Below are 24,642 nucleotides of genomic sequence, written 5' to 3'. Positions count from 1 at the left end.
CACACATGGCAAGCTCAGCCACCACCGCCCGACGCCCGGCCCGGCAACTCCTCGCGGGCGCGGTCGGCCATTTCGTCGAATTCTTCGATTTCCTCATCTACTCGTACCTGGCGATCTACTTCGCCGGTCAGTTCTTCCCCTCGTCGTCCGGCTCTCAGCTGGTGCCCCTCCTGAGTGCATTCGGCGTCTTCGCCGCCGGCTTCCTCGTCCGGCCGATCGCCGGCCTGGTGATCGGTGTCTTCGCGGACCGCTACGGCCGTCGCGCGGCGATGACCATGAGTGTGTGGATGATGGGCGCGGCGAGCTTGCTCATCGCGATCACCCCCACCTACGCGCAAATCGGCATCGGCGCACCGATCGTGCTGGTCGTGGCGCGCATTCTCCAAGGCCTGTCCACCGGTGGCGAGTACACCGCGGCCGCCGCCTTCCTCGTCGAATCCGCGCCGGCGAACCGGCGGGGACTGTTCTCCAGTTTCATGTTCGTCAGTTCGAGCATCGGCAAGATGGTCGCGCTCGGCGTGGTGGCCTTGCTGGCCGGGGTGCTGGGCGATGACGCGATGCGCAGCTACGGGTGGCGCATTCCGTTCGCGCTCGGTGCCGTCATCGCGGTTGTCGCCTGGTGGATCCGGCACCGGTCCCAAGAAACCCTGGAGCAGGCCGAAACCTCGTCCGGAAAGGACACTCGGGCGGAGAAACCAGGGCTGTTCGAGGCGATGCGCCGGCACCCCGTGCAAACGGTGCAGGTGGTGGGGCTCGTCGCGGGCATCGGCGGCAGCGTGTACTTGTGGACGACCTACTTCCCCACGTACGCGAGCGTGATGACCGACCTCGGCGCCTCGGCGGCGATGGTCGCGAGCCTGATCGGACTGGCCGTCTACACCGTCGCCGCGCCCTTGGTGGGCCTGCTCGCCGACAGGATCGGCACGCGCCCGATCATGTACGCGTTCGCGATCTCCACCGCGGTCGGCACCGTGCCGCTCCTGCACCTGATGTCCGCGGGATTCGTCGGCGTCCTCGCCGCGCAGATCATCGGACTCCTGTTCACTTCTCTCGGCACTTCGATCATGGCCGCGGTTCTCGTGCAGATGTTCCCGCAACGCTTCCGCGTCGCCGGAATGGGCTTCCCCTACTCGCTCTCGATCGCGATCTTCGGCGGCACCGTCTCGACGATCGGGACCGCGCTGGCGAGCGCCGGCGCCGAGAACTGGTTCGGCTGGTACATCGCCGCGCTTTCGGTGATCACCCTGATCACCACGATCAGCCTGCCGCGCAACCGCCGCCACGGCGTGTCCGAGGAGCGACCCGCCGGCGATCACGCGGCCAGGCCCGGTCCGGTTCACATCGAGCCCTGACGCCACTGTCGCGACGTGCACCCCAACACCAGGTCCGAAGTGGACAGAATGGCGGCGGCACTGGCGCCCCGGCTGCTGCTGCTCGCGCTGCTCCACTCGGAGTGCAACATCACCGAGGCAGCGGACCGGCTGGGGATCCCGCAGCCGACTGCCAGCAGGTGGCTTGCACAGATGGGCGTCGACCTGGGTGCGCCCGTCGTCGTGAAGCACGGCCGCGGGGTACGACTCACCCGTGCGGGAGAACATCTCGTGCGCAGCGCCGTGTCCGCCGTCGCAGACCTGCGCAGTGGATGCCGCCAGGTCATAAATGAAGGCGATCCCGAGCGCGGCCAGGTGAACTTCGCCTTTCTGACCACGATGGGACAACGGCGGATTCCTGACCTGTTGCGCGCGTTCCGCCTCCAGCACCCGCACGTGCGGTTCGTCCTGTCCCAAGGATCGGGGGACGAGGTGCTCGCGCAGCTGGAGAGCGGGCAGTGCGACCTGGCATTGATGACCCGCCGGCACGACGAGACGCATCTCGCACAGGTCGTCCTCGGCAAGCAGCCGGTCGTCGCCACGGTACCCGCGAGCCATCCACTGGCGCGGCGCGCGGGTATCCGGGTCGGCGACCTCGCCGACGAACAGTTCGTGGGGCTCAAAGAGGGCTTCGGCTTCCGGAAGTTCACCGATGAGCTCTGCCGCGCCGCCGGCTTCACTCCCCAGCAGGCGTTCGCGGGCGAAGAGGTCGACACCGTACGCAGGCTCGTCGCCGTGGGGCTGGGCGTGACGCTGCTGCCTGCCGACGAGGACACTGTGCCCGACGGAGCGACAGAGATACCGTTGATCCCCAGTGTCGATCGGGAGATCGCGTTGATGTGGCGAGTGGGGGACAGCGTCATCCCGGCTGTGGGCGCGTTTCGCGACCACGTCTTGAACACCTACGACGTCGTGGCACCCTGACCGAGTCGCCACGTGAGCCTGTTCTCGATCACGGGCGTGCGAGGCCGTTCAGGCGTAGGCGTAGAAACCGCGGCCGCTCTTGCGGCCGAGCAGGCCGGCATCCACCATGCGGGCGAGCAGCGGCGGCGGGGCGTACAGCGGTTCCTTGAACTCCTCGTACAGCGATTCGGCCACGGCTTGGGTGGTGTCGAGCCCGATCAGGTCCGCCAGGGCGAGCGGGCCCTGCGGGTGCGCGGCACCGCGGACCAGCCCTTCGTCGATGTCCTCCCGCGTGGCGAACCCGGACTCGAGCATCCGGATGGCCGCGAGAATGAAGGGGATCAGCAAGGCGTTGACCACGAACCCGGCCCTGTCCTGGGCCAGGATCGAATGCTTTCCGAGCATGTCCTCGACGAACGCCCGTGCGGCTCGCGTGGTCTCCTCGCCGGTCAGCAGGCTCGGCACGAGCTCCACCAAGGGCAGCACCGGCACGGGGTTGAAGAAGTGGATCCCGATGACGTGGGCGGGCCGGGTTGTCGCGGTGCCCAGCTTCATGATCGGGATCGACGACGTGTTGGAGGCGAGGACCGCGTCCGGTGCCTCGACGATCTTGTCCAGCTGCCGGAACACCTGCGCCTTGGCCGCTTCGTTCTCCAGGATCGCTTCGATCACGAGCGTGCGGTCGGCGAGCTCGTCCAGGCCGTCGACCACCCGGATCCGCTCCAGCACGTCGGCGGCGCTGGGAATCTTCCGCTTGCGCTCGGCCCGGTCGAGCGACGCCTCCAACCGCCGCCGTCCGGCATCCACCGCGGCGGAACCGGATTCGGCGACCACCACGTCCAGCCCGGCTCGCGCGCAGACCTCCGCGATCCCGGCGCCCATCAGGCCGCACCCGACCACACCGACCATTTCCCCCGCTGCCGGCCTCATTCATCACCCGAGATCAGGACGGCGTCGAGCTCATCCAGCAGCTCGGTTTTCGCCTTGGCGCCCACGATGCGGTGCACGATGTCACCGTCGCGGAACACGAGCATGGTCGGCAACGACAGGACGTGGAAGTCCTTGGCGGACCGCGGATTCGCGTCGACGTCGAGCTTGGCCACGGTGATCCTGTCGCCGTGGTCCCCGGCGATTTCGTCGAGCACCGGGCCGAGCTTCTTGCACGGCCCGCACCAGGGTGCCCAGAAATCCACCAGGACGGGCCCGGGGCGGTTCAGGACGAGCTCGGCGAACGAGTCGTCGGTGACGGTGACTACGGTGGTGTTCTCGGTCATCTTCGCTTCCTGATGAGAGTCGGTTGACTGCACGGTCATTCGATGCCGGCGAGGTGGCGTTCGACGTCGAGGGCGGCGCTGCAGCCGCTGCCGGCCGCGGTGATCGCTTGCCGGTAGGTGTGATCGACGAGGTCGCCGCAGGCGAAGACGCCGGGCAGGTCGGTCCGCGTCGATCGGCCCTGCGTCACCACGTACCCGGCCTCGTCGAGGGAAACCTGGCCGCGGACCAGGTCGCTGCGGGGCTCGTGTCCGATCGCGACGAACACGCCGCTCACGCGCAGGGTCGAGGCGGACCCGGTGACCGTGTCGCGCACCGCGAGACCAGTGACCTGTTCGGTGCCGGCGACGTCCTCGACCACGGCGTTCCAGAGGAACCGGATCTTGCTCTCGGCGAAAGCACGCTGTTGCATGATCTTGGACGCCTTGAGTGTGTCTCGGCGGTGCACGACGGTCACGGTCTCGGCGAACCGGGTCAGGAACATCGCCTCCTCCAGCGCCGAGTCACCACCGCCGACGACCGCGATGTCCTGGTCCCGGAAGAAGAACCCGTCGCAGGTCGCGCACCAGGAAACGCCGTGCCCGGCGAGCCGGTCTTCGCCGGGCAGGCCCAGCCGGCGGTAGGCCGACCCCATCGCGAGGATGACCGTGCGGGCCCGCCACTGCCGCCCGCCGGCGGTGACCGTCTTGATCTCACCCGTCAGATCGACCTCGGACACGTCCTGGGCCAAGAGTTCGGCGCCGTACCGGCCCGCTTGCTTGCGCATGGTGTCCATGAGTTCGGGGCCCTGGATCCCGTCGGCGAAACCGGGGAAATTCTCGACCTCGGTGGTCTGCATGAGCGCGCCGCCGTACTGACTGCCTTCGAACACCACCGGCGCGAGGTTCGCCCGAGCGGTGTAGATCGCCGCGGTGTAGCCGGCGGGGCCGCCGCCGACGATGATGACGTTGCGGACCGAGTCCATGATCGTTCTCCGGGTTCAGTGGAAGGCGCTCAGGCCGGTGAGTGCCTGGCCGACGACGAGGGTGTGGATTTCCCCGGTCCCTTCGTAGGTGAGGACCGATTCGAGGTTGGCCATGTGCCGCATCACGGGGTACTCGCCGGTGATGCCGTTGGCGCCCAGGATCGTGCGGGCCTCGCGGGCGACCTCCAGCGCGGCGGCGACGTTGTGCCGCTTGCCGAAGCTGACCTGGTGCGGGTGCAGCCGGCCGGCGTCCTTGAGCCGGCCAAGGTGCAGCGCGAGCAGCAGCGAATTGTTGACCTGGGTGGCCATCACGACGAGCTTCTGCTGGGTGAGCTGGAACCCGGCGATCGGCCGGCCGAACTGGGTGCGCACGCCCGCGTAGTCCAGGGCCGCCTCTAAACACGCCCGCGCGGCGCCGGCCGCGCCCCAGACGATGCCGAACCGCGCCTCGTTCAGGCAAGACAGCGGCGCGCGTAGCCCGGCGGACTCGGGCAGCACGGCTTCGGCCGGCAGGTGGCAGTCCTGGAAGAGCAACTCGGAAGTGGTCGAGGCCCGCAGCGACATCTTGTTCGCGACGTCTCGGGCTGAGAAGCCGGGGGTGCCACGGGGCACCACGAACCCGCGGACGCCGGTCGGCGTCTTCGCCCACACCACGGCGACGTCGGCGATGCTGCCGTTGGTGATCCACATCTTGGCGCCGTTCAGGATCCACTCGCCGTGCTCGAACCGTGCGGTGGTGATCATCGAGCTCGGGTCGCTGCCGGAGTCCGGCTCGGTCAGCCCGAAACAGCCGATCGCGGTTCCGCGCGCCATCTCGGGCAGCCAGCGCTGCTTCTGTGCTTCGCTGCCGTAGGTCCGGATCGCGAACATGGCCAGCGATCCCTGCACCGAGACGAAGCTGCGCAGCCCCGAATCACCGGCTTCCAGTTCGAGGCAGGCCAAGCCGTAGGCCACCGCGGTGGTTTCGGCGCAGCCGTACCCGGACAGGTGCATTCCGAGCAGACCCAGCTCACCGGCCGCGGCGGGAAAGCCCTCGGGCAGGTGGCCGGCCGAGTAAGCGGCGGGGATCCGGTCGAGCAGGTCACGGCGCACGAGTTGCCGGACGGTGTCCCGGATGAGGCGTTCGTCGTCGGACAACGACGCGTCGAGATCGAGGAAGTCGTGGGGGTCCGGCTGCGCCCGCTGCCGGGTATCGGCACGGGAGCCCGAGAGTGTGGTCACAGGAATCGTTTCTCCGGTCGGGGCTGGGCTGGGTTGGGTGGACGTACGGGCGGCGGCCGGGGCCTGCGCACGCGGATCGCGTGACGCAGGTGCCCTGGCCGCCGTGCCTCACTCGCTGCGTGGGTCGATCACCTCGACCGCCGGCTGCGCGGCGATGCTGTCGCGCAACACGGAGCCGACCACGTCACGCAGCTGCTGCGGGGGAACGATGCATTCCCAGCACGTCTCTTCCCCGCCCACCAGCCGGAGCGTGACCTGATCCGGCGTCGCGTTCTCCACGGTCAGATCCGCACCGTCGGCCTGAAACCCTTGCCGCAGCCCGTCCAGGGCCTTTTCGACGTCTTCGCGGATGCTCATGCCGCGTCTCCGATCAGGACCGCGGCGACCGAGTCCACCAGGGCGAGGGCGCGGCGCTGCAACTCGTCGTCGCTGACGGCGGCGATCGGGTGCTCGACCTCCACGAACCGCAGGTCCGGACGCCCGAACGCGGCGCTGTGCGCGACCGCGGAGTTCATGAAGACCTGGGTGTGGATGGTGGCGGTGGGAATCCCGCGGGCTTCGAGTTCGACTGTGTCCCGCACGCAACCGGACGTGCACGACCCGCACGCACCGACCCCGGTGACCACGAAGTCGTAGTCCTGGGAGAGCTCGTCGAGCAGCGATGGATCGGCCGGGCGCGAGTAGACGAGCTTGCGAGCCATGTCCATCGGCTGCACCCCGTACTTCTTCTCGAGCAGGTTGCCGACGTGGCGCAGCAGCGGTCCGGCGTTGCCCTTCGTGTTGTCCAGCAGCACACCGTGGGCGCCGGCGAGCGAAGCCAGGCGCTGCGCGGCGGCACCGGCGGTCTCGACGGTGCGGGGGGTAGCGGTCGGATCGACCAGGCCGAGCGTTCCGACCAGGTACCGGGCCGCGCCGGCCTTCTCGTCGTTTCCGATGTCGGCGATGACAGCAGACATGTGGTGACCTTTCATCCTTCGATCTTGCGAGTGACCGACCGGGTTCCCCAGCCGGGCAGATACGCCGAATGCCTTCCCGGACCACCGGCGACGAGGACGGTGATGTCATTCACGCGGCGGGTGACCGGAATGCGGGCATCGGGGTCGTCGCGATCGACCCAGCGCGGCCAGGTCGTGTAGTTCTGCGTTTTGCGGCCGTGGATTCCGCCGGCCTTGATCTCGCGATGACTGCGAGTGGCGTTCTGGAACAGGAAATGCTGGACGTCGGCCTTGGTCCAGCCGGCCGAGGCGATGATGCGGGCGTGTTCGGGGCAGAGCACCACGAAGCTCTCGCCCTGGATGAAGATGTGGTTCGACCCGAGGTTGGTCATCATGCTCGCGACCGTGGTCAGGATGTCGAACGGATTGTCCGCGGCCTGGTTGTTGATGTTCTGCGGGCCTTCCGCGCCGTAGAGCGTGACCGCGCTGTCCGTGGCGCGCAACCCGCGGTCGACGTGCAGGCCGGCCCACGGGGACTCCTCTTCGTTCTCCCCGATGCAGAACGTGAACTTCCCGGGCTGCCCCAGCGTGGCCTTGTCCGCCTCACCAGGACGCGAGCCGCCGATGTTCACCAGCGCGAGTTTCAGGGCGCGGCCCAGGGTCGCGTTCGCCCGCACCCCCTGGCCGAACACGTTGGCGCCCGAGTTGATGCCCAGCTCGTTCCGGATCGGCCCGTGCACCACCAGCAGCGGCGAGGCCATGTGCGTCGAGCACTGGACGCCGCCGATGTTCATCGACGGTGCGGTCGCGGCCTCGATCGCCGCGATCAGCACCGGCATGTGCGCCGGCGCGCAGCCGGCCATCACGGCGTTGGCGGCGATCTTTTCGGTCGTCGCGGCCCCGCCCAGCGGGGCGATCTCGGCGATCACCTCGTCGGCCCCGCGCCCGCTGCGCTCGACGAACTCGGCCACCCGGCGGGCGGTCGGCGGGATGACCGGCAGGCCGTCGGTCCAACCGGCGGCGACGTGCATCTCGAACAGATCCATCGGGTCGGCTTCCCGGCCCAGCATTTCCGTCGTCATTGTCTTCCTTTCTCGGGCGGCAGACCGCGCCCGGTCGCAATGATTTGATCGGCTCGAAATCGGGACCAGGCAAGGGAAGGAGGCCCCTGTGCGGATTCGATGCCAGTTATCGGCTATTGCCTTACGGCGTCCCGTTATCCTAGAGTGGGATGCTAACAGCAGCCAGAAACGAGGGTCAACGATGATTCCAGAACCATCCGGAAGTCATTTTTGCATAACTGGAATTCACAAATGAATGAGCTGCCTGATTCGAATCCGGATGCAGTGTTGAATACCCTGTGCCCGATGTTCGTGCAATTTGCCGCGGTGGCGCGAGAGGGACAGGTCACCAAGGCCGCCGCGGCGCTGGGCGTGCCGCAGCCCACGGTCACCCGCCACTTGGCGCGGCTCGAGAATGTCCTCGGGGTCCGGCTGTACACCCGTGCTCAGGGTGGCATGACGCTGACGGCCGACGGGGAGCAGTTCGTGAAGCCTGTGCAGCAGGCCCTCGCGGTGCTGACCACCGCCATCGACGATCTGCAGGTCCGCACGGCCCACGAGCGACTTCGGCTGGGGTTCTTGCACACGCTGGGCGAGCAGGCGGTGCCGCTGTTGCTGCGCCGGTTCGCCGAAGGGGCACCGCAGATCAAGTTCTCCCTCGTGCAGGACAGCGCCGATCAGCTGCTGAGACTCTTGCGCGAAGACCAGGTCGAATTGTGCTTGACCTCCCCGCTGCCGGCCCTGCCTGACATCGAGGTCGCCCGGCTGGGTCAGCAGCGGCTGGTCCTGGCGGTACCGGCAACGCATGTGCTCGCCGGGGAGTCCGAAGTGCCGTTGGCCGCTGCGGCCAGCGATGATTTCGTGACCCTGGGCGTGGGCAACTACATGCGGCAGATGGCGGCAGACCTGTGCCGGGCGGCCGGGTTCGAACCGCGGATCGCGTTCGAGGCGGCCGGCATCAGCACCCTGCGGGGTCTGGTCGCAGCCGGACTGGGGGTGGCCATCGTGCCGGCTGCCCCGGCACCGGTCCCGGGCCTGGTCGAGGTCCCGCTCACCGACGCCGGCGCCTACCGCGAGGTCGGGCTGGCGTGGCGGGTCGATGTCGAGCTGACCGAACCGGCGCAGCGGTTCCGGAGTTTCGCCGTCGACGAGTTCTCCACCGCGCTCGACGAATCGACCGGCACCAGTGCCTGGCAGGACCTCACCACCCGGGGAGAACACGATGAACAAAGTCGTTGACACCACCGCGGACGCACTCGCCGCGGTCGCCGACGGGCAGACGATCGCCCTCGGCGGGTTCGGGCTGTGCGGAACGCCCGCGGCTCTGCTCGAGGCGCTGCTGGACTCGGGAGCCACCGACCTGCACCTCATCACGAACAACTGCGGCCCGGACACTTCAGCGGTCACCGAGCTGCTCCGGGCGAGGCGGGTTTCCCACATCACGGCCTCCTACATCGGCGACAACACGGTGTTCCTGAGCCAATACCTGCGGGGATCGCTCAGCGTGGACCTCGTCCCGCAAGGAACGCTGGCCGAGAAGCTGCGCGCCGGCGGTGCGGGGATCCCGGCGTTCTACACGCCGACCGGAGTCGGCACGGCCGTGGCCGAAGGCGGCATTCCGCTGCGCTACGGCACTGCCGGAGTGGTGGCCGAATACTCCACGGCCCGCCGGGTCGAGCGGGTCGGTGGCCGGGAATGCCTGCTCGAGCACAGTCTCACCGCCGATCTCGCCCTGATCCGGGCCGAGGTCGCGGACACTCAGGGCAATCTTCGCTTCCGCGCTTCGGCGCGCAACTTCAATCCGCTGTGCGCGATGGCGGCCCGGGTCGCAGTCGTCGAGGTGGTGCGGGTGGTGGACGCGGGCACTATCGGCGCCGACGACGTTCATCTGCCCGGCGTGTTCGTTTCGCGGGTGCTGCCCGTCGGCGCGCGGATGCACAAACCGATCGAACGGCTGCGGGTCGCGCATCCGCGAGTCGCCGAGGAAGGGAAACGTGCGTCATGACGTGGTCCCGTGAGCAGATCGCCGCCCGCGCCGCTGCCGAGCTGCGCGACGGCCAGCACGTCAACCTCGGCATCGGCATCCCGACGCTGATCGCCGACCACGTCCGGGACCGGCCCATCGTGCTGCACTCCGAGAACGGAATCCTGGGCCTGGGCGGCCACCCGGCCCCGGGGCGAGAAGACCCGGATCTGATCAACGCCGGGAAGGAGACCGTGACCACGGTGAACGGTGCCTCGTTCTTCGACTCGGCCACTTCCTTCGCCATGATCCGCGGCGGGCACATCGACGTCGCGGTGCTCGGGGCCATGCAAGTCTCGGTGGCGGGCGACCTGGCGAACTGGACCGACGGCGGCTCGGTCGTCAAGGGCATCGGCGGCGCGATGGATCTCGCCAGTGGAGCCGAGAAGGTGCTCGCGGTGATGACCCACCGCACCCGCGACGGCAACTTGAAACTCGTCCGCCGCTGCGGCCTCCCGCTGACCGCACGCGGCTGCGTCACGACGGTCATCGCGGACATCGGCGTTCTCGACGTCCGGGGCGATCACTTCGCCGTGCGAGAACTCGCGCCGGGAGTGTCGATCGACGGCGAACTGGCGGCGCTGCTGCGTCCCGCTACCGGGCAATTCCTTCCCCGGTAGCCTGGCACGGTTCAGCCGTACGCTTTCCGACGAGCAGAACACATCCGCGGGGAGCGGCCGCTCGGCGAGATACGGAATTGCATCGGCGTATTCCTTTGTGGATTTCCGTGCAGGACTTGTTTCCGATGCTCCATTCCGGCAGTGTGACTCGAACCACCCTCCCCATCGAAGACAACGACGTCGGAGAAATTCATGCGTGATCCTTTGCCGCAGTCGCCAACGGAATCGCCGGTGGCCGCCCGTCCCGCCATGACCCGCGTGCACAAAAGAATTGTCTGGACGGTCGCCGCCGTCTTGTTCTTCGAGTTCGCGGACCTGAATACGTTCTCTTACGCTGCTCCCGCGTTGAAGAGATTCGCCGGGTACAGCCTGGACGATGTCGCCATGGTGACCTCGGCGGGGTTTCTCGGAATGTTCTGCGGTGCGGTCCTCGCCGGCCGGGTGAGTGACCGGATCGGCCGCCGCCGCACGCTCACCTGGGCCACCGCGCTGTTCTCGGTGTTCTCCCTCCTGACCGCCGCGGCGACGGGCGTGTGGGTCATGGCCGGACTGCGCTTCTGCACGGGGGTGGGGCTGTCGGCGATGACGGTGTGCGCGATCAACTTCCTCAGCGAGACGATGCCCGCGGCCCATCGGGGCCGGGCCCAGTCCACGACGCTGGCCGTCGGCCTGGCCGGCATTCCGGCCATCGCTTTCCTGGCCCGTGGCGTGGTTCCGCTCGGTGCCGACGGCTGGCGCATCGTGTTCGTCGTCGGCGGTTTGGGTCTGCTGGCGGTGCCGGCGCTGGCACGGCTGCCCGAATCGCCGCGCTGGCTGCTGTACACCGGTCGCAACGCCGAAGCACGTGAGGTCATGACGAAGCTGGGCGATCCGCACCTCACCCTGGCCGAGGACACCGCAAGGCGTCGCGACACGAGTCTCGAGGCGCTCGCCGCGCTGGCGGGGCGGGGGCTGCGTCGCCGCACAGCGGTGATGCTCGCGACCTGGATCTTGGCGATGCTGGGGTTTTATGCCTTCGCAGCGTGGGTTCCGGCACTGCTGGCCGAGCACGGCTTGTCGCTGACCACCTCGTTGACGTTCTCGGCGATCACCACCATCGGCGCGGTCCCCGGCGCCCTGCTGGCCCGAGCGGTGTCCGACCGGTTCTCTCGCAAATGGACGATGGCGGCCACCTCGACCGTGATCGCGGCGTTCGGAATCGCGTACGGATTCAGCTCGGGCCCGGCCGGGATCGTCGTGTTCGGCCTGCTGGTGTCCTTGCTCAGCCAGACCTTCGTGGCGTTGATCTACACCTACACCCCCGAGGTGTTCCCGATGCACGCGCGCGCCTTCGGCTGCGGGGTGTCCTACGGCGCCGGCCGGCTCGCCAACGTGGTCGGGCCGATGCTCATCCCCGCCATCTACACCGCCTGGGGCTACACCGCAGTGTTTGTCGCGGTCGCAGTGTGCTGGGTCGGCGCCGGCGCAATCGTCGCGGTGTTCGGACCCGAGACCACCGGTGCGTCGCTGGAGTCCGTTGCGCCGCTGGAGTCCGTGCCCGATGCTCAATCCCCACACCGAGGCTAGAACCCGATTGTCCTTCGGGCGGGTCGACCGCGCGTCCGGCGCCGCCACTCTCGTTCGAACGTCGGTCGCTGCAGGACGTCGTGGTACAGCGGGCACAGGTGGCAGTGTTGTCACCCGCGGGCGTCGAGCTTCACGGGCCGCGCGTAGCCGGGCGAGGGGCGGTATCGTCCCGGACGTACCTGTACGGATCGTTCCCGAGGTTCGCCGGTGACCCATCGATGTGGTGAGGCGGCGGCTGGTGACGGGGAGGATGGTCCTGCGTCATGGATGAGCGCGCCGCGATGAAGCTGATCGAGAGGGCGCACGCCGAGACCTCGCGACGGGCCTCGGCGCTGGCGCGGCGGTGGGACGAGATCGTGGCGGCTTCGGAGTTCACCAGTGGCGATGACGAACACGACCCGGAAGGCGCCACCATCGCCTTCGAGCGGGCGCAGGTCCAGGCACTGCTGCGGCAAGCCCAAGACGAGCTCGCGGAGCTCGGACAAGCCGCCGAGCGGGTGCTCGCCGGCGTCTACGAGGTCTGTGAACGCTGCGGCGGCCCGATCTCCGAAGGCCGGCTCGCCGCCCTGCCGGCGACGCGGATCTGCATCGCCTGCGCGAACCGAATGTGACGTAACCACTCCACGGCAACGTCGGCCTTCGGTGGGCGAAAAGACGTTCACAGACGCGCCGCGCGATTCCTGACGTTCACTCCATGCGCGCGGGGACGGGCACCTTCTCCGCGCGCAAGAGCTCCAGCGCCGTGCGGGTGAGCTTGCGCAGATCGGCCCGGCCGCCGCTCGCGTACCAGTCCTCGAACGCCAGGATGAACACGGCGGCGGTCTGCGCGACGGCGAGTCCGGCGATGACGTCGGCCGACTGGCCGCCGAGGCGATCGGCGACCTCGCGACGGAGATCCGCTTCCCAGGCCCGGATGGACTGGGCGAAATGCGCCCGGACGGACGGCGTGGTGGTGATGATCTCGTATGCGCCTCGGAGCTGCTTCGGCAGTTCGAGGTTGGACTGCACGACGCTTTCGAGGACGACGCTCAGGACGTCCGGGATCGGCGTTTCCGCCGGGCACTCGCGGAGGTCGGCCAAGGCGGTGTCGAAGACCTTCTTGAAACCGCTGAGGACCAGTTCCTCTTTCGTGGGGAAGTAGCGGTACACGGTGCGGCTGCCCACCTCGGCCTCGGCGGCGATTTCACCCACTGTCGTTGCGGTGAAGCCTTTTGCCTCGAACAGGGTGAAGGCGACGTCGGCGATCGACTCGCGGGTTCGCTCCATCTTGATGTCGCGCAGCGACATGGCTCCTCCTCGGCAGACCGTCGGACGTCATCCTGCCACTTGGCAGTCAGTGCCGACTGGCTCGACGCACGGTGAGGTTCAAGTCACACCCCGTTCTCCTTTTGGCAGTGGTGGCCGAACGGCACAATGAGCCATGTGGCACTGACTGCCACAAGGCGGGTCAACGCAACGGCCTGAGGGGTTGGAGATGACCGAAATGAACACTGTGTCGGGCGACAAGGTCCCGGTTCTCATCGTCGGCGGCGCGTACACCGGACTCAGCACCGCGCTGGGACTGGCGTGGCGCGGCGTGCGATCGCTGCTGGTCGAGCGCCGGCCCACGACCGCCACGCTGCCGAAAGCGTGGGGTCTCAACATGCGGACGACGGAGCTGCTGAGGAACGTCCCGGGGGTCGACGCTTCGCTCACTGCCGCGGAGATCACCGGCAAGCTGGTCCAGCACAGGGCCGGGGCGAGCCTCGTCGCGTCGGAGGTGGTGGAGTCGGACACCGAGCAGATCCTCGCCCTGCGGCGCCGCGTGACGTCGACGTCGCCCCAAGTGCTTCCGCAGTCCACCATCGAAAAAACGCTGCGAGAGCAGGCGGAGCGGCTCGGTGCCGATCTGCGGTACGGAACCGAGTTGGTCTCGTGGACGCAGGACGAGGACGGCGTCACCGCCACCCTTCGCGACGTGGCTTCAGCGCAGGAAGGCACTGTGCACGCCGAATATCTCGTCGCCGCGGACGGTCACGCCAGCCCGATCCGCGAGCAGCTCGGTGTCCCCCTCGACGGGGGCGGGCAAGTCGGCCACATCTACGTGGTCACCTTCGAAGCCGATCTGCCGCAGTACACAAAGGACAAGCAGCCGTTCGTCGTGACGGTGCGCGGTCAGGGCATGAGCATCATCTTCGACGGCAACGTTCTGACGCTGTGGGTCGACTACTTCCCGGAAAAGGGTGAGAGCGACGCCGACTTCACGGAAGACCGGTGCGTCGAGCGGGTGCGCCGGGCGGTGGGCGTTCCCGATCTGGACTGCCGGATCGTCAACCGGCGTTCCTTCGCGCTCAACCACCACCTCGCCCGGCAGTTCAAGGTCGGCCGGGTCATCCTCGCGGGCGATGCCGCGCACTCGTGTCCGCCGGTCGGAGGCCAGGGCGGGAGTCTCGCGCTGCAGGACGGGTACGAGCTCGCGTGGCGGCTGGCCCTGGTGACCGGCGGCCAGGCCGGGCCTGGGCTGCTGGACGCCTGGGAGGTCGAACGCCGGCCGATCGTCAACATCACTCTCGAACGCGAGGTCGAGCTGCTGAAGATCGCCGAGGGTCGGGTGCTCGCGACGAGCGACCCGTCGCAACCGATTCCCACGGCGAAGGAGATGCTCGGCTTCCGGTACCACTCGAGCACCGTCCGCACGGAACGGGAGGACGATCTCAGCCTGCAGGAAGATCCCATGAACCCGTCCGGGTTCCCGGGTACCCGCGCGCCCCACGTCCGGCTGCGGCGGGACCGGACCGAGCTGTCCACGCAGGAACTGTTCGGACCGGGGTTCGCGCTGCTCACGGATCCGGAGGGCACCAGCTGGCTCGGCGCCGCGGACAAGGTGTCGGAGAGCCTCGGCCTCGACATCGCCTCGCACACGATCGGCGCCGAGCTGGTCGACACCGAGGACGCGTGGCACTCGCGGTACGGGATCAACCCCGGCGGCGCGGTGCTCGTCCGGCCCGACGGGGTCATCGCGTGGCGCAGCAAGACGGCCGCCGGCGATCCGGAACACGAGCTCGACGAGGCGCTCACCGCGGTTCTCGCCCGCTGACTTGGCGCGCTGAACGCCTGCGGAAGGACGGAATTCGGCTATGGCACTCAGAAAAGTCACCCTCGGCGCGCTCTCGTTCGACGTCTCCGACACCGGACCCGAAGAAGCCCCGGCCGTTTTGCTGCTGCACGGCTTCCCCCAGAGCTACCGCTGCTGGGACGGGGTCGCCCAGCGGCTCAACTCGCAGGGATACCGCACGATCGCACCGAACCAGCGTGGTTACTCGGCGGGCGCGCGTCCGCTGTCGGTGTCCGACTACGGGGTCCCGGCCTTGGTGGCCGACGCGCTCGGTATCCTCGATTCCCTCGGTGTGGCGCAAGCGCACATCGCAGGACACGACTGGGGCGGGGTCCTGGCTTGGCACCTCGCCGTGCAGCACCCCGAGCGCACCCGATCACTCGTGGCCGTGTCGATGCCGCACCCGGCCGCATGGGAGTGGGCCCGGGAAAACGATCCCGATCAGCAGCACAGCTCGCGCTACCTCGCCGAATTCAGGCGTGAGGGCGAGATCGACCAGGTGATCGCGGCCGGCGGCAGGCTGCGCGCGCTCATGGTGCCACCGCTGTCCGACGAACAGTTCGCCCCGCACCAGGCACTCATGTCCGGCGGCGCCGCCACCCCCGCCCTCAACTGGTACCGGGCGATGGGCAGCTTCCGGGCGCTGGGCCCGTCGACGGTCCCGACCACGTACCTGTGGAGCACCGCCGACACGGCCCTGGGCCGCGCCGGCGCCGAACGCTGCCGCCGGCACGTCGCCGGGCCCTACCGGTTCGTCGAACTCGAGGGGATCACGCACTGGGTCCCGGAAACGGCACCGGACGCGGTCGCGCGGGAAATTCTCTCCGCCGCTGAGTCGACCTGAGTGCGCGGACCGCGTTTGCCGGGCCGGGCACCGAACCCATCGCGTCGGTGCCCGGCTGGGCCGGTTCCGTATACCGGCCCATTCGTCCGTGAGCAGTGCGCCGAGCAACCGCTGCTCATCACTCGGCACCAACCGACCGGCGACGACGTGCGTGCAGGTCGTCAGCAGCGCGGCGGTGCCCTGAGACGAGAACGATCAATGGGCCGGCACCTCGACTCGGTGCTCATCGCTTGTCCTGGGTACTTACGGGTCCCGGATCGGCACGTTGCGTCGGCACGGAAGCCCAGGTGGTGCTGGACATCTCCGCCGCTGACCCTTGCCCCGGCCGGCGCCGGCCGTGAACCTGGAGCAGCGGGCCGAGCGATCTCGGGCACGCTGAACGCGCGACAACGCCCCACGATCGACGAGGATCAGCCGATGACCGTCACCGAGCACGCCGCCACCACCGGCGGCGAAGCCGACCTGCTCGACCTGCTGGCCGCCGCGACCGGGGACCCGGGGAGGGTGGGGCAGCGGCTGACCGACCGGCTGGCCCACGCGCACGACGCGTCGCACTTCATGTTGACGCCGCGGGCGGTGGTGAGTGCGAGCAGCGCGGCCGAGGTCGGGAGATTGTTCGCCGCCGCGGGGTCGGCCGGGGTGCCGCTGGGGTTCCGGTCCGGGGGGACGAGCCTGTCCGGGCAGGGCGGCACGGACGGCGTGCTCGTCGACACCCGGCGCCACTTTCGCGACATCGAGGTGCTCGACGACGGGGCTCGCGTGCGAGTCGGGCCCGGGGCCACGATCCGGCAGGTGAACGCGCGCCTCGCGCGGTCGGGCCGCAAGCTCGGGCCCGACCCGGCGAGCGAGGTCGCGTGCACCGTCGGGGGCGTGGTCGCGAACAACTCCAGCGGCATGGCGTGCGGCACCTGGGCCAACAGCTACGCGACGCTCGAGTCGATCGTGCTCGTCCTGCCGTCCGGCACGGTCGTCGACACCGGCGAAGCCGATGCGGACCGCCGCCTGCGCGCCGCCGAGCCCGAGCTGCACGCCGGCCTGTGCCGGCTGCGGGACCGGGTGCGAGGTGACGCGACGCTGCGCAAGCGGGTCGAGCAGCAGTTCTCGATGAAGAACACCATGGGTTACGGCCTCAATTCGCTGCTCGACCACACCGAGCCGGCGGACATCCTGGCCCACTTGGCGGTCGGCAGCGAGGGGACGCTGGCGTTCATCGCCTCGGTGGTGCTGCGCACGGTGCCGTTGCACGGGCACGCGCGCACCGGCCTGCTCGTCTTCGACGACCTCGCCGGGGCCACCGGAGCGTTGCCGGCGCTGGTCGCCACCGGGCCGGCGACGATCGAGCTCCTCGACGCGACCTCGATCCGCGTGGGCCAGCGCGACGCCCAGGCGACCGCGGTGCTGCGCGACCTCGCGGTCGACCGGCATGCGGCGTTGCTCGTCGAGTACCAGGCCGGCACCGCCGACGAGGTGGACGAGCTGGCCGCCGAAGCCGGTGCGGTCCTGTCGGCGCTGCCGACCACCGCGCCGGTGGTGCTGTCCGCGGACCCGGCGACCAGGGCCGGCCACTGGCACGTCCGCAAGGGCCTGTACGCCATGATCGCCGGGGCCCGGCCGGCCGGCACCACGGCGCTGCTGGAGGACATCGTCGTGCCGGTGCCCGAACTGCTGCCGACGTGCGAGTCGCTCACGGGCCTGTTCGACCGCCACGGCTACCGCGACAGCGTGATCTTCGGCCACGCCAAGGACGGCAACATCCACTTCATGCTCACCGAGCGGCTCGGCGACGGCCGGCCGCTCGATCGGTTCGCGGCCTTCACCGACGACATGGTCGACCTCGTGCTGGGCCACGGCGGCTCGCTCAAGGCCGAGCACGGCACCGGCCGGATGATGGCCCCGTTCGTGCGCCGCCAGTACGGCGACGAGCTCTACGAGGTCATGCGCGAGATCAAGCGCCTGTGCGACCCCCGGGGCCTGCTCAACCCGGGTGTGCTCATCGCCGAGGACCCGGCCGGGCACCTGCGTAACCTCAAGGCTTCGCCGCAGGTCGAGGAAGAAGTCGACCGCTGCGTGGAATGCGGCTTCTGCGAACCCGTCTGCCCGAGCCGCGACCTGACCACCACGCCGCGCCAGCGCATCGTGCTGCGCCGGGAAATCGAGCGCGCCCGCGAAGCCGGGGACACGGCCGCGCTCGCGCAGCTGCGGGCCGAGTACGAGTACGACGCCGTGCAGACCTGCGCCGCCGACGGGATGTGCCAGACCGCCTGCCCGGTGACGATCAACACCGGGGACCTGATGAAACGGCTCCGGGCCGAAGAGGCCGGACGGGCCACGTCGGCGATCTGGGCCGGCGCCGCGCGGCATTGGGACGGCGCGACGCGGGCGGCCGCGACCGCGCTCACCACCGCCGCCAGGCTGCCGGAGCGCCTGGTTCTCGGCGCGAACGAGCTGGCCCGCAAGGCCGGGGGCACCGACTCGGTCCCGCTGTGGTCGCCCGAGCTCCCGAGTGGCGGCCGGCGCCGCACCGAGTCCGTGACCGGGAACGCCGACGCGGTGCTGTTCGCCTCGTGCACGGGCACCATGTTCGGCGGCGCGGAGCCCGGAGCCGCGGAGGCGCTGCGGACCCTGTGCGAGCGCGCCGGGATCCGCCTCACGACCCCGGACGGGCCGGCTTCGTTGTGCTGCGGCACCCCGTGGAAGTCCAAGGGCATGGACCGGGGATACGACGAGATGTCGCGGCGCGTGCTCCCCGCGTTGTGGGCCGCCACGGGGAGCGGCCGGATCCCGGTGATCGGCGACGCGTCCTCGTGCACCGAGGGCCTGCGGCACATGATCGAGCACGGGCCGGAGCGGTTCCGGGAGATCCGGGTTCTCGACGCCGTCGAGTTCGTGCGCGACGAGGTGCTCGGCCGCCTCACGATCAGCGCCCCGGTAGCTGCCGTGGCCCTGCATCCGACGTGCTCGGCCACGCGGATGGGGCTCTCAGGCGCGCTGCGCGAGGTCACCGCAGCCGTGGCCGGCAGCGTGACCGTGCCCGACGAGTGGGGGTGCTGCGGCTTCGCCGGCGACCGCGGTCTGCTGCACCCCGAGCTGACGGCGTCGGCCACCGCGCGCCAGGCCCGGGAGCTCTCCGCCGCCGGTCCCTTCGACGCCCACGTCTCCTGCAACCGCACGTGCGAACTCGGCATGACCAGGGCGACCGGGCAACGCTACGAACACGTCCTGGAGCTCGTCGAACGGGCCACCAGGCCCGCGGAGGGAAAACTCTGAGCGAGGCCCGCGAAAACGCGGTGGCGGACCGAGGCGACCGCTGCTAGTTTGCCGGAGGCCGTGCGAGAGACCGAGGAGGTGGTACCCGTGAACGCAACGACATGGGTGCTCTCCTCAGGGGTCACGGTCGGGCGGTAGGTCGCCCGGGAGCGCCGTTCACGAGCACTCCCGAAAGGCAAGACCATGCGATTCACCGCCGAACAGCGCCTCGACGACGGCGTCCTCGAGCGCGAGTTCACCCTCGGCGAGATCCCCGGCATCCTGTGGACCCCCGGACCGGCATCCGAGCCGGCCCCGCTGATCCTGCTCGGTCACCCCGGCGGACTGCGCAAGATGTACCCCCGGCTGGCGGCCCGGGCCCGGCACTCCGCGGCGGAAGGCTACGCCGCGGTCACGATCGAGCTCCCCGGAAGCGGTGACCGGCCTCGCTCCGCCGCCGCCGAGCAGGCCCGCGCCGACCTGCGCCGGGCGTTGCAGTCCGGCGAGCCGGTCGAGGAGATCGTCGAGCGGCTCATCCCGCCGCTGGTCGAGAAGGCGGTCCCGGAATGGCAGGCCGCCCTGGACGCCCTTCTTGCGCTGCCCGAGATAGGCGGGCCGGTCGGGCTCGCGGGAGGGGTGATCGCCCTCGGCGTCCGGCTGGCGGTGGTCGAACCGCGCATTGCGGCCGCCCTGCTGTTCGCCGGGAGTTTCGTGCCCCGCGGCATGTTCGAGGAGGCCCGACAGGTCACCATCCCGCTGCACGTCCTGCTGCAGTGGGACGACGAGGGAAACGACCGGCAGCTGGCCTTGGACCTGTTCGACGCCTTCGGCTCGAAGGAGAAGACGCTGCACGCCAACATGGGCGGGCACACCGGCGTCCCGCAGTTCGAAGGGGACGACGGGAACCGGTTCTTCGCCCGGCACCTGAAATGAGACAGGTGCGACCGCCCTCCTCGCGGCGGCTGCGGGAAGCCAGGTCGCCACGGCACTGTGTGCCGGGCCTGCGGGCCGAGATCCGTTGCCACGGCGGGAAAGGCAAGCAGTGGCAGGTCCGGGTCCGTTGTGGACACCGACCCGGACCCGGTGACGTTGGTCCTTCGCGGCGGTGTCTTGTGGCCGGCGCGTGGTCTCGGCCGTTCGGGGTTGGCTGAGCCGGTCCGATCCGACGAGGCCACCAGGAGATGCCGTGTCCCACGAAGCTGTTCCCGCCCCGGCACCTGGGGCCGGTGCGTGGACGAGCGCCGAGGTGGAGGTTCTGGCACGCGCGGTGCTGAGGGCCCCGTCGGTGCACAACACCCAGCCGTGGGCCGTGGAGCCGAAGGACGGTGCGGTGCTGCTGCGGGAGCGGACCGATGTGGCCTTGCCGCAGCACGATCCCGGGCGGCGTGATCTCGCCATGTCGTGCGGGACGGCACTGGCGAACCTCGAGCTGGCGGTGCGGGTGCTCGGTCGGCGGGCCGACGTGGAGATCCTGCCCGATCCGGCCCGCCCGGACGTGGTGGCGCGCGTCGATGCGGCAACGCGGTGCGGGCCGTCGGCGGAGGACCTGGCGCGGTTCGCGGCGATCGCGGCGCGGCGCAGCCATCGCGGCCGCTTCGGCGGGCTACCGGTCGCCCGGCGGCAGGTCGAGCGGGTGGCGCGGGCCGCGGTGACGACCGGAGCCGAAGCTGTGCCGTTGACCGATGCCGGCGAGCTCGCGGAGCTGTTCGGCCACGCCGCCCGCGCGATCGGGGACGACGGTGCCTACCAGCGCGAGCTCGCCCTCTGGACGATCCGCGACGAGGTCGGGCACCGCCACGGCGTGGGGCTGGGGCGCACCGTGGCGCCGCCGGGTCAGCTGCCGTGGGCCGGGCTGGTCCGGCGCGCCACCGAGGTGCCCGAGCCGCGGGTGCTGCGGTCGCGGCTGGCGGCCGAGACGTTCCTGCTGTTCCTGACCGCCGACGACAGCCGCGCCGACCACGTCCGCGCGGGCTACGCGCTCGAACGCGGCTGGCTCGAAGCGGTCACGCTGGGGCTGTCGGCCGCGGTGCTGACGCAGCCACTGCACGTGCCGGAAGTGCGCTCGGCACTGTGCGAGGACCGGGGTCTCGCGGGGTTTCCGCAAGCGTTGATGCGGCTCGGCCGGCCGGCCGGGAACGCGCCCGCGAGCCTGCGTCGCGGGGTGGGCGAAGTCCTGGTCGGGGCATTCTGGAGCGAGTCGTGAAAGGGATGGCCGGGCCGGTCGTCGTGGGTGTGGACGGGAGCGCGCAGGCGGCGTCGGCCGCACGGTGGGCGGTGCGCGAAGCGGCGCGGTGGCACACCTCGCTGACCGTGCTCACGGCGAGCGCGGTGGAGGACCCGGCTTCGAGCGCCATGGCGTCGGCGTGGCTCGAAACCAAGGCCGTGCTCGCGCAGGAGGTGGCGCGGGCGACGCGTGACGAACTCGCGGCAGCCGAGCCGGGTGTGCCGGTGATGACCAAGACCAGTGCGGCCGGCGCCGAAGCCGCCTTGCGGCAGGCCTCGGCCGGCGCGCTCGTGCTCGTGCTCGGCCCGCCGACCGGGACACTTTCCGGGCTGCTGGCCGGATCCCCGGATGCCGACCTCATCGCGAGAGCGGGCTGCCCGGTGGTGATCGTGCGCGGGACCGGTGCGACGCGCGCGGGTGGTCCGGTCGTCGTCGGCGTCGACGGCAGCCCGATGAGCGAGGCCGCCGTGGCGTGGGCGTTCGAGGAGGCGTCGCGCCGGGGCACGAGGCTGGTCGCGGTGCACGCGTGGCACGACAGCGAGGGCGGCGGGCCGTTCGCGCACATCCGCGGAAGCCCGCTGATCGACATCGGCGACGTCGAGCGGCGGCTGCTCGCGGAGCGCCTGGCCGGCCGGCGCGAGCGATACCCGGACGTCGACGTCGAACCGGTTGTCGAGCGCGATCTTCCCCGCGACAGCCTGCTCGAACGCAGCACCGAGGCGGCGCTCGTGGTCGTGGGCAGCCGGGGCCGCGGCGGGTTCACGGGCATGGTCCTCGGTTCCACGACCCACGCCTTGCTCCACCGCGCGGACTGCCCCGTGATGGTGGTCGGCGGGGAGCAGCGGACCTGAGTCCCGAAATGTCCTGCCCGGGAATCCAACCTGCGCTTTCGTCCCCGGGAAAAGGGACTTCGTCCCCTGACCCGCCTGGGCGCGGCTGCGCGACGGTGGGACGTACCGGCGACGTCGACAACGAGGAGAACCGATGCACGCACAACCCGGAGGCCGCCGGCCCCCCGCCGACCGCGGGGCCGCGGTGTTTCCCGGGCCGGATGCCGTCGTCGGCACCGAAACGGAGATCACCGTCCGCGACGAGCAGGGTCGCGCGACGCGGCGACGGACGCATCCCCTTCGGTGGAACGGAGGGGGTGTGCGCAGTGGCAGAAGGTGACAACCGCGTGGTGCTCGCGGGAGTCGACGGGTCGCCTTCCGCCGGCCACGCCGCGGTCTGGGCCGCGGCGGTGGCGGCACGCCGGGGCGCGGTGCTGAAGCTGGTGCAGGCGTACACGGTTCCTGGGCCAGGCGTGTCCGGCATGGCGGTCGCCGCCGTCCGGGAGGGGTTCCGGGCCGTGGCCGAGACGGGGCTCGCCGACGCCGAGGGGACGGTGCTCGCGCGGTGGCCGTCGCTGCCGGTCGAGCGCAGCGCCGTCGAGGGCAGTGTCGTGGGCGTGCTCCTGCGGGAGAGCGCCGGTGCCGAGGTGGTGGCGCTGGGCTCCCGCGGGCTCGGGGGGTTCACCGGGCTCCTGCTCGGTTCGACCGCGGCCGCGCTCGCCGGCCGCGCGCCCTGCCCGGTCGTGGTCGTGCGCGGGCGAAAGCCGGACGACGCGCCGCCCACCACCGGACCGGTCCTCGTCGGGCTCGACGGATCGCCGGACAGCAACGACGCGCTCGGCTACGCGTGTGAAGAAGCCACTGCTCGCAGTACCGGGCTCGTGGCGGTGCGCACCTGGAACGAGATCACGTCGGGGAGCTCGCCGCGGAAAGCGGACTGCCGTCCCGAGGACATGGCCGTCGGGGAACGGCGGCTGGTGGACGAGCAGCTCGCGCCCTGGCGGGAGAAGTTCCCCGACCTGCCGGTCGAGGTGGTCGTCGCCCACGGCCGGCCGGCCCGGACCCTGCTGGAACTCGGTGCCGGCGCCCAGCTCGTGGTGGTCGGCACCCGCGGCCGGGGCGGGTTCACCGGCATGCTGCTCGGCTCCACGAGCCACGCGCTGCTGGTCCACTCCCCGTGCCCCGTCGCGGTGGTCCGCCCGGGGAGCCGGCCATGACCGTGACGACACCGGCGACGAGCCCGCGTCCCGCACCCGAGTACACGCTCCTGCACTACGGCATCCACTACTACGACACCGCCGGCCTGCGGCTGCGGCGGCACGGCCTGACGCTCAGCCGGGTCGGCACGAGCTGGCAGCTGGACCGCGGCGACGGCAGAGGGTGCCGGGTGGAGGCGCCCGAGTCGGACCAGGTGCCGCACGAGCTGCGCCGGCTCGTCCGCGCTTACAGCCGAGACCTCGAGCTCACCCCGGTGACCGGCCCGTGCTGCGGACGCCTGACCCGGGACGCGTTACCGGGGGGCACCGCCCGGGCCGCGGTGCTCGGCTACCTGGAGACGCAGATCGAGGCGCTCGCCCGCGCCGATCTGGCCGTGCGGCTGGGCGAACCCGAGGGGGTGCACGACCTGAGAGCGGCGGCGCGTCGCCTGAGGGCTGCGTTGTGGACGTTCGCCCCCGTCCTCGGTGGCCGGCGGATGGTGCGCGGCCTGTGCGCAGCGCTGCTCCGGCTCGCCGCGAGCGTCGGGCCCGCGTGGGACACCGACGTGCAGCGGCGCAGGTTCCTGCGCCGCCTCGACGAGCTGTCGGACGAGGCGATCCTGGGGCCGGTCCGGGCCGACGTCCAGCGGCACTTCGGCGTGGCGGCCGAGGAATCCGCCGCCGAATGCGCCGAGGCGCTCGATTCGCACCGCTACCTCCAGCTGCTCAACGCGTTCGAAGTGCTCGGGGTCGTGCTGCGGGAGCAGGCTCGGTCCGACCAGCGCAAGGCGGCACTCAAACCGGCAGGCGCCGTCCTGCCGGGTCTCGTGTGGACGGTCGTGACCGAGACCGACGCGCGGCTGGAAGCGGCGTTCGCCGATTCGGCTCCGAGCGCCGTCCACGCGGTGCGCAAAAGCGCGAAGCGGCTCCGGTACGCGCTCGAAGCGGCGGCGGACTCCCTGCCCTTCGTCGCGGACCGCGTGCTGGCGGACTGCCGTGCGGTGCAGGACTTGCTGGGGGAGTACCGGGACGCGACGGTCGCCTGCGGGCAGCTGCGCGCACTCGCGTCGGCGGCGACGGAGGCCGGCGATCCGGCGGCGACCTACGAACTGCTGATCACGACCGAGGCGCTCGCCGCGCAGCAGTGCCTCGCCGCCTTGCCCGCGGCGTGGGAGACCCTGCGGCGGGGACTGGAGCCGATGCGGGGTTGAGGCCGCGGAAGACAAGGAGGAGAACCGGGTTCACCGCGCTCCCGGTGGCCGACGACGAACGT

The 24,642-nt window shown here is 70.5% G+C and carries 23 protein-coding genes; 15 read left to right on the top strand and 8 right to left on the bottom strand.

Features of this window, described 5'->3' with window-relative positions:
• The first annotated feature begins 5 nt into the window (after positions 1-5).
• Both K1T34_RS00880 and K1T34_RS00875 read left to right on the top strand, forming a co-directional pair.
• Positions 6-1,352, top strand: a complete 1,347-nt coding sequence (locus tag K1T34_RS00880) for an MFS transporter (protein WP_220242406.1) — start codon at positions 6-8, stop codon at positions 1,350-1,352.
• A 48-nt stretch (positions 1,353-1,400) separates the two neighbouring features.
• On the top strand, positions 1,401-2,294 hold the full coding sequence (locus K1T34_RS00875) for a LysR family transcriptional regulator (RefSeq protein WP_220242405.1): 894 nt from the start codon (positions 1,401-1,403) through the stop codon (positions 2,292-2,294).
• A gap of 48 nt (positions 2,295-2,342) precedes the next feature.
• Here K1T34_RS00875 and K1T34_RS00870 read toward each other — a convergent pair whose 3' ends face one another.
• From K1T34_RS00870 to K1T34_RS00840, 7 genes are all read right to left on the bottom strand, one after another.
• A complete protein-coding gene (locus K1T34_RS00870) occupies positions 2,343-3,203 on the bottom strand; it encodes a 3-hydroxybutyryl-CoA dehydrogenase (RefSeq protein WP_220242404.1) in 861 nt (286 codons plus the stop codon).
• On the bottom strand, positions 3,200-3,547 hold the full coding sequence (gene trxA, locus K1T34_RS00865; RefSeq protein WP_220242403.1) for a thioredoxin: 348 nt from the start codon (positions 3,545-3,547) through the stop codon (positions 3,200-3,202). Before trxA ends, K1T34_RS00870 begins: the two co-directional genes overlap by 4 nt.
• A gap of 35 nt (positions 3,548-3,582) precedes the next feature.
• A complete protein-coding gene (trxB, locus tag K1T34_RS00860; protein ID WP_220242402.1) occupies positions 3,583-4,509 on the bottom strand; it encodes a thioredoxin-disulfide reductase in 927 nt (308 codons plus the stop codon).
• 15 nt (positions 4,510-4,524) lie between these two features.
• Positions 4,525-5,730 carry an acyl-CoA dehydrogenase family protein gene (locus K1T34_RS00855; protein ID WP_220242401.1) on the bottom strand — a complete coding sequence of 402 codons (1,206 nt, stop codon included), beginning with the start codon at positions 5,728-5,730 and terminating at the stop codon, positions 4,525-4,527.
• 108 nt (positions 5,731-5,838) lie between these two features.
• Positions 5,839-6,087: a NifU family protein gene (locus K1T34_RS00850; protein ID WP_220242400.1), complete on the bottom strand. Its 249-nt coding sequence runs from the start codon at positions 6,085-6,087 to the stop codon at positions 5,839-5,841.
• Positions 6,084-6,686, bottom strand: a complete 603-nt coding sequence (locus tag K1T34_RS00845; protein WP_220242399.1) for a UGSC family (seleno)protein — start codon at positions 6,684-6,686, stop codon at positions 6,084-6,086. Before K1T34_RS00845 ends, K1T34_RS00850 begins: the two co-directional genes overlap by 4 nt.
• A gap of 11 nt (positions 6,687-6,697) precedes the next feature.
• Positions 6,698-7,747, bottom strand: a complete 1,050-nt coding sequence (locus K1T34_RS00840; protein ID WP_220242398.1) for a hypothetical protein — start codon at positions 7,745-7,747, stop codon at positions 6,698-6,700.
• Between the two features lie 231 nt (positions 7,748-7,978).
• On the opposite strand from K1T34_RS00840, the gene K1T34_RS00835 reads away from it, so the two are divergent.
• The 5 genes from K1T34_RS00835 (at position 7,979) to K1T34_RS00815 (ending at position 12,546) form a co-directional block, all read left to right on the top strand.
• Entirely contained in the window at positions 7,979-8,965 is a 987-nt protein-coding gene (locus K1T34_RS00835) for a LysR family transcriptional regulator (protein ID WP_220242397.1), read from the top strand.
• The gene (locus K1T34_RS00830; protein ID WP_220242396.1) at positions 8,949-9,731 is read left to right on the top strand and encodes a CoA transferase subunit A; all 783 of its coding nucleotides are present in this window, start codon (positions 8,949-8,951) and stop codon (positions 9,729-9,731) included. The genes K1T34_RS00835 and K1T34_RS00830 overlap by 17 nt, the downstream gene beginning before the upstream one ends.
• Positions 9,728-10,369: a 3-oxoacid CoA-transferase subunit B gene (locus K1T34_RS00825; protein ID WP_220242395.1), complete on the top strand. Its 642-nt coding sequence runs from the start codon at positions 9,728-9,730 to the stop codon at positions 10,367-10,369. Before K1T34_RS00830 ends, K1T34_RS00825 begins: the two co-directional genes overlap by 4 nt.
• Positions 10,370-10,600: 231 nt before the next feature.
• Entirely contained in the window at positions 10,601-11,935 is a 1,335-nt protein-coding gene (locus tag K1T34_RS00820) for an MFS transporter (RefSeq protein ID WP_220242394.1), read from the top strand.
• Positions 11,936-12,198: 263 nt separating this feature from the next.
• A complete protein-coding gene (locus K1T34_RS00815) occupies positions 12,199-12,546 on the top strand; it encodes a TraR/DksA C4-type zinc finger protein (RefSeq protein ID WP_255638212.1) in 348 nt (115 codons plus the stop codon).
• A 76-nt stretch (positions 12,547-12,622) separates the two neighbouring features.
• Here K1T34_RS00815 and K1T34_RS00810 read toward each other — a convergent pair whose 3' ends face one another.
• Positions 12,623-13,222 carry a TetR/AcrR family transcriptional regulator gene (locus K1T34_RS00810; RefSeq protein ID WP_220242393.1) on the bottom strand — a complete coding sequence of 200 codons (600 nt, stop codon included), beginning with the start codon at positions 13,220-13,222 and terminating at the stop codon, positions 12,623-12,625.
• Between the two features lie 187 nt (positions 13,223-13,409).
• On the opposite strand from K1T34_RS00810, the gene K1T34_RS00805 reads away from it, so the two are divergent.
• The 8 genes from K1T34_RS00805 (at position 13,410) to K1T34_RS00770 (ending at position 24,580) form a co-directional block, all read left to right on the top strand.
• Positions 13,410-15,011 carry an FAD-dependent monooxygenase gene (locus K1T34_RS00805; protein ID WP_220242392.1) on the top strand — a complete coding sequence of 534 codons (1,602 nt, stop codon included), beginning with the start codon at positions 13,410-13,412 and terminating at the stop codon, positions 15,009-15,011.
• 40 nt (positions 15,012-15,051) lie between these two features.
• A complete protein-coding gene (locus K1T34_RS00800) occupies positions 15,052-15,873 on the top strand; it encodes an alpha/beta fold hydrolase (RefSeq protein WP_220242391.1) in 822 nt (273 codons plus the stop codon).
• Between the two features lie 417 nt (positions 15,874-16,290).
• A complete protein-coding gene (locus K1T34_RS00795; protein WP_220242390.1) occupies positions 16,291-19,140 on the top strand; it encodes an FAD-binding and (Fe-S)-binding domain-containing protein in 2,850 nt (949 codons plus the stop codon).
• Positions 19,141-19,323: 183 nt separating this feature from the next.
• A complete protein-coding gene (locus K1T34_RS00790) occupies positions 19,324-20,052 on the top strand; it encodes an alpha/beta hydrolase (RefSeq protein ID WP_220242389.1) in 729 nt (242 codons plus the stop codon).
• A gap of 253 nt (positions 20,053-20,305) precedes the next feature.
• The gene (locus tag K1T34_RS00785) at positions 20,306-21,322 is read left to right on the top strand and encodes a nitroreductase (RefSeq protein WP_220242388.1); all 1,017 of its coding nucleotides are present in this window, start codon (positions 20,306-20,308) and stop codon (positions 21,320-21,322) included.
• Positions 21,323-21,327: 5 nt separating this feature from the next.
• Entirely contained in the window at positions 21,328-22,194 is an 867-nt protein-coding gene (locus K1T34_RS00780) for a universal stress protein (protein ID WP_220246920.1), read from the top strand.
• Positions 22,195-22,490: 296 nt separating this feature from the next.
• Positions 22,491-23,390 carry a universal stress protein gene (locus K1T34_RS00775; protein WP_255638211.1) on the top strand — a complete coding sequence of 300 codons (900 nt, stop codon included), beginning with the start codon at positions 22,491-22,493 and terminating at the stop codon, positions 23,388-23,390.
• A complete protein-coding gene (locus K1T34_RS00770) occupies positions 23,387-24,580 on the top strand; it encodes a CHAD domain-containing protein (RefSeq protein ID WP_220242387.1) in 1,194 nt (397 codons plus the stop codon). Before K1T34_RS00775 ends, K1T34_RS00770 begins: the two co-directional genes overlap by 4 nt.
• The last annotated feature ends 62 nt before the right edge of the window (positions 24,581-24,642 follow it).

The sequence above is a fragment of the Amycolatopsis sp. DSM 110486 genome (assembly GCF_019468465.1).
In the GTDB taxonomy this organism is placed as follows: Bacteria; Actinomycetota; Actinomycetes; order Mycobacteriales; family Pseudonocardiaceae; genus Amycolatopsis.
Note: the sequence above shows the minus strand (reverse complement) of the source record. Positions and strands in the feature narration are given on the sequence as shown.

Bases quoted from the DNA above. Each gene is read 5' to 3' on its own strand.
- K1T34_RS00800 (WP_220242391.1), top strand. From the start codon at position 15,052: ATGGCACTCAGAAAAGTCACCCTCGGCGCGCTCTCGTTCGACGTCTCC.
- K1T34_RS00850 (WP_220242400.1), bottom strand. From the start codon at position 6,087: ATGAGCATCCGCGAAGACGTCGAAAAGGCCCTGGACGGGCTGCGGCAA.
- K1T34_RS00805 (WP_220242392.1), top strand. From the start codon at position 13,410: ATGACCGAAATGAACACTGTGTCGGGCGACAAGGTCCCGGTTCTCATC.
- K1T34_RS00825 (WP_220242395.1), top strand. From the start codon at position 9,728: ATGACGTGGTCCCGTGAGCAGATCGCCGCCCGCGCCGCTGCCGAGCTG.
- K1T34_RS00840 (WP_220242398.1), bottom strand. From the start codon at position 7,747: ATGACGACGGAAATGCTGGGCCGGGAAGCCGACCCGATGGATCTGTTC.
- K1T34_RS00830 (WP_220242396.1), top strand. From the start codon at position 8,949: ATGAACAAAGTCGTTGACACCACCGCGGACGCACTCGCCGCGGTCGCC.
- K1T34_RS00835 (WP_220242397.1), top strand. From the start codon at position 7,979: ATGAATGAGCTGCCTGATTCGAATCCGGATGCAGTGTTGAATACCCTG.
- K1T34_RS00770 (WP_220242387.1), top strand. From the start codon at position 23,387: ATGACCGTGACGACACCGGCGACGAGCCCGCGTCCCGCACCCGAGTAC.
- K1T34_RS00810 (WP_220242393.1), bottom strand. From the start codon at position 13,222: ATGTCGCTGCGCGACATCAAGATGGAGCGAACCCGCGAGTCGATCGCC.
- trxA (WP_220242403.1), bottom strand. From the start codon at position 3,547: ATGACCGAGAACACCACCGTAGTCACCGTCACCGACGACTCGTTCGCC.
- K1T34_RS00870 (WP_220242404.1), bottom strand. From the start codon at position 3,203: ATGAGGCCGGCAGCGGGGGAAATGGTCGGTGTGGTCGGGTGCGGCCTG.
- K1T34_RS00845 (WP_220242399.1), bottom strand. From the start codon at position 6,686: ATGTCTGCTGTCATCGCCGACATCGGAAACGACGAGAAGGCCGGCGCG.
- K1T34_RS00780 (WP_220246920.1), top strand. From the start codon at position 21,328: ATGGCCGGGCCGGTCGTCGTGGGTGTGGACGGGAGCGCGCAGGCGGCG.
- trxB (WP_220242402.1), bottom strand. From the start codon at position 4,509: ATGGACTCGGTCCGCAACGTCATCATCGTCGGCGGCGGCCCCGCCGGC.
- K1T34_RS00880 (WP_220242406.1), top strand. From the start codon at position 6: ATGGCAAGCTCAGCCACCACCGCCCGACGCCCGGCCCGGCAACTCCTC.
- K1T34_RS00790 (WP_220242389.1), top strand. From the start codon at position 19,324: ATGCGATTCACCGCCGAACAGCGCCTCGACGACGGCGTCCTCGAGCGC.
- K1T34_RS00875 (WP_220242405.1), top strand. From the start codon at position 1,401: ATGGCGGCGGCACTGGCGCCCCGGCTGCTGCTGCTCGCGCTGCTCCAC.
- K1T34_RS00815 (WP_255638212.1), top strand. From the start codon at position 12,199: ATGGATGAGCGCGCCGCGATGAAGCTGATCGAGAGGGCGCACGCCGAG.
- K1T34_RS00795 (WP_220242390.1), top strand. From the start codon at position 16,291: ATGACCGTCACCGAGCACGCCGCCACCACCGGCGGCGAAGCCGACCTG.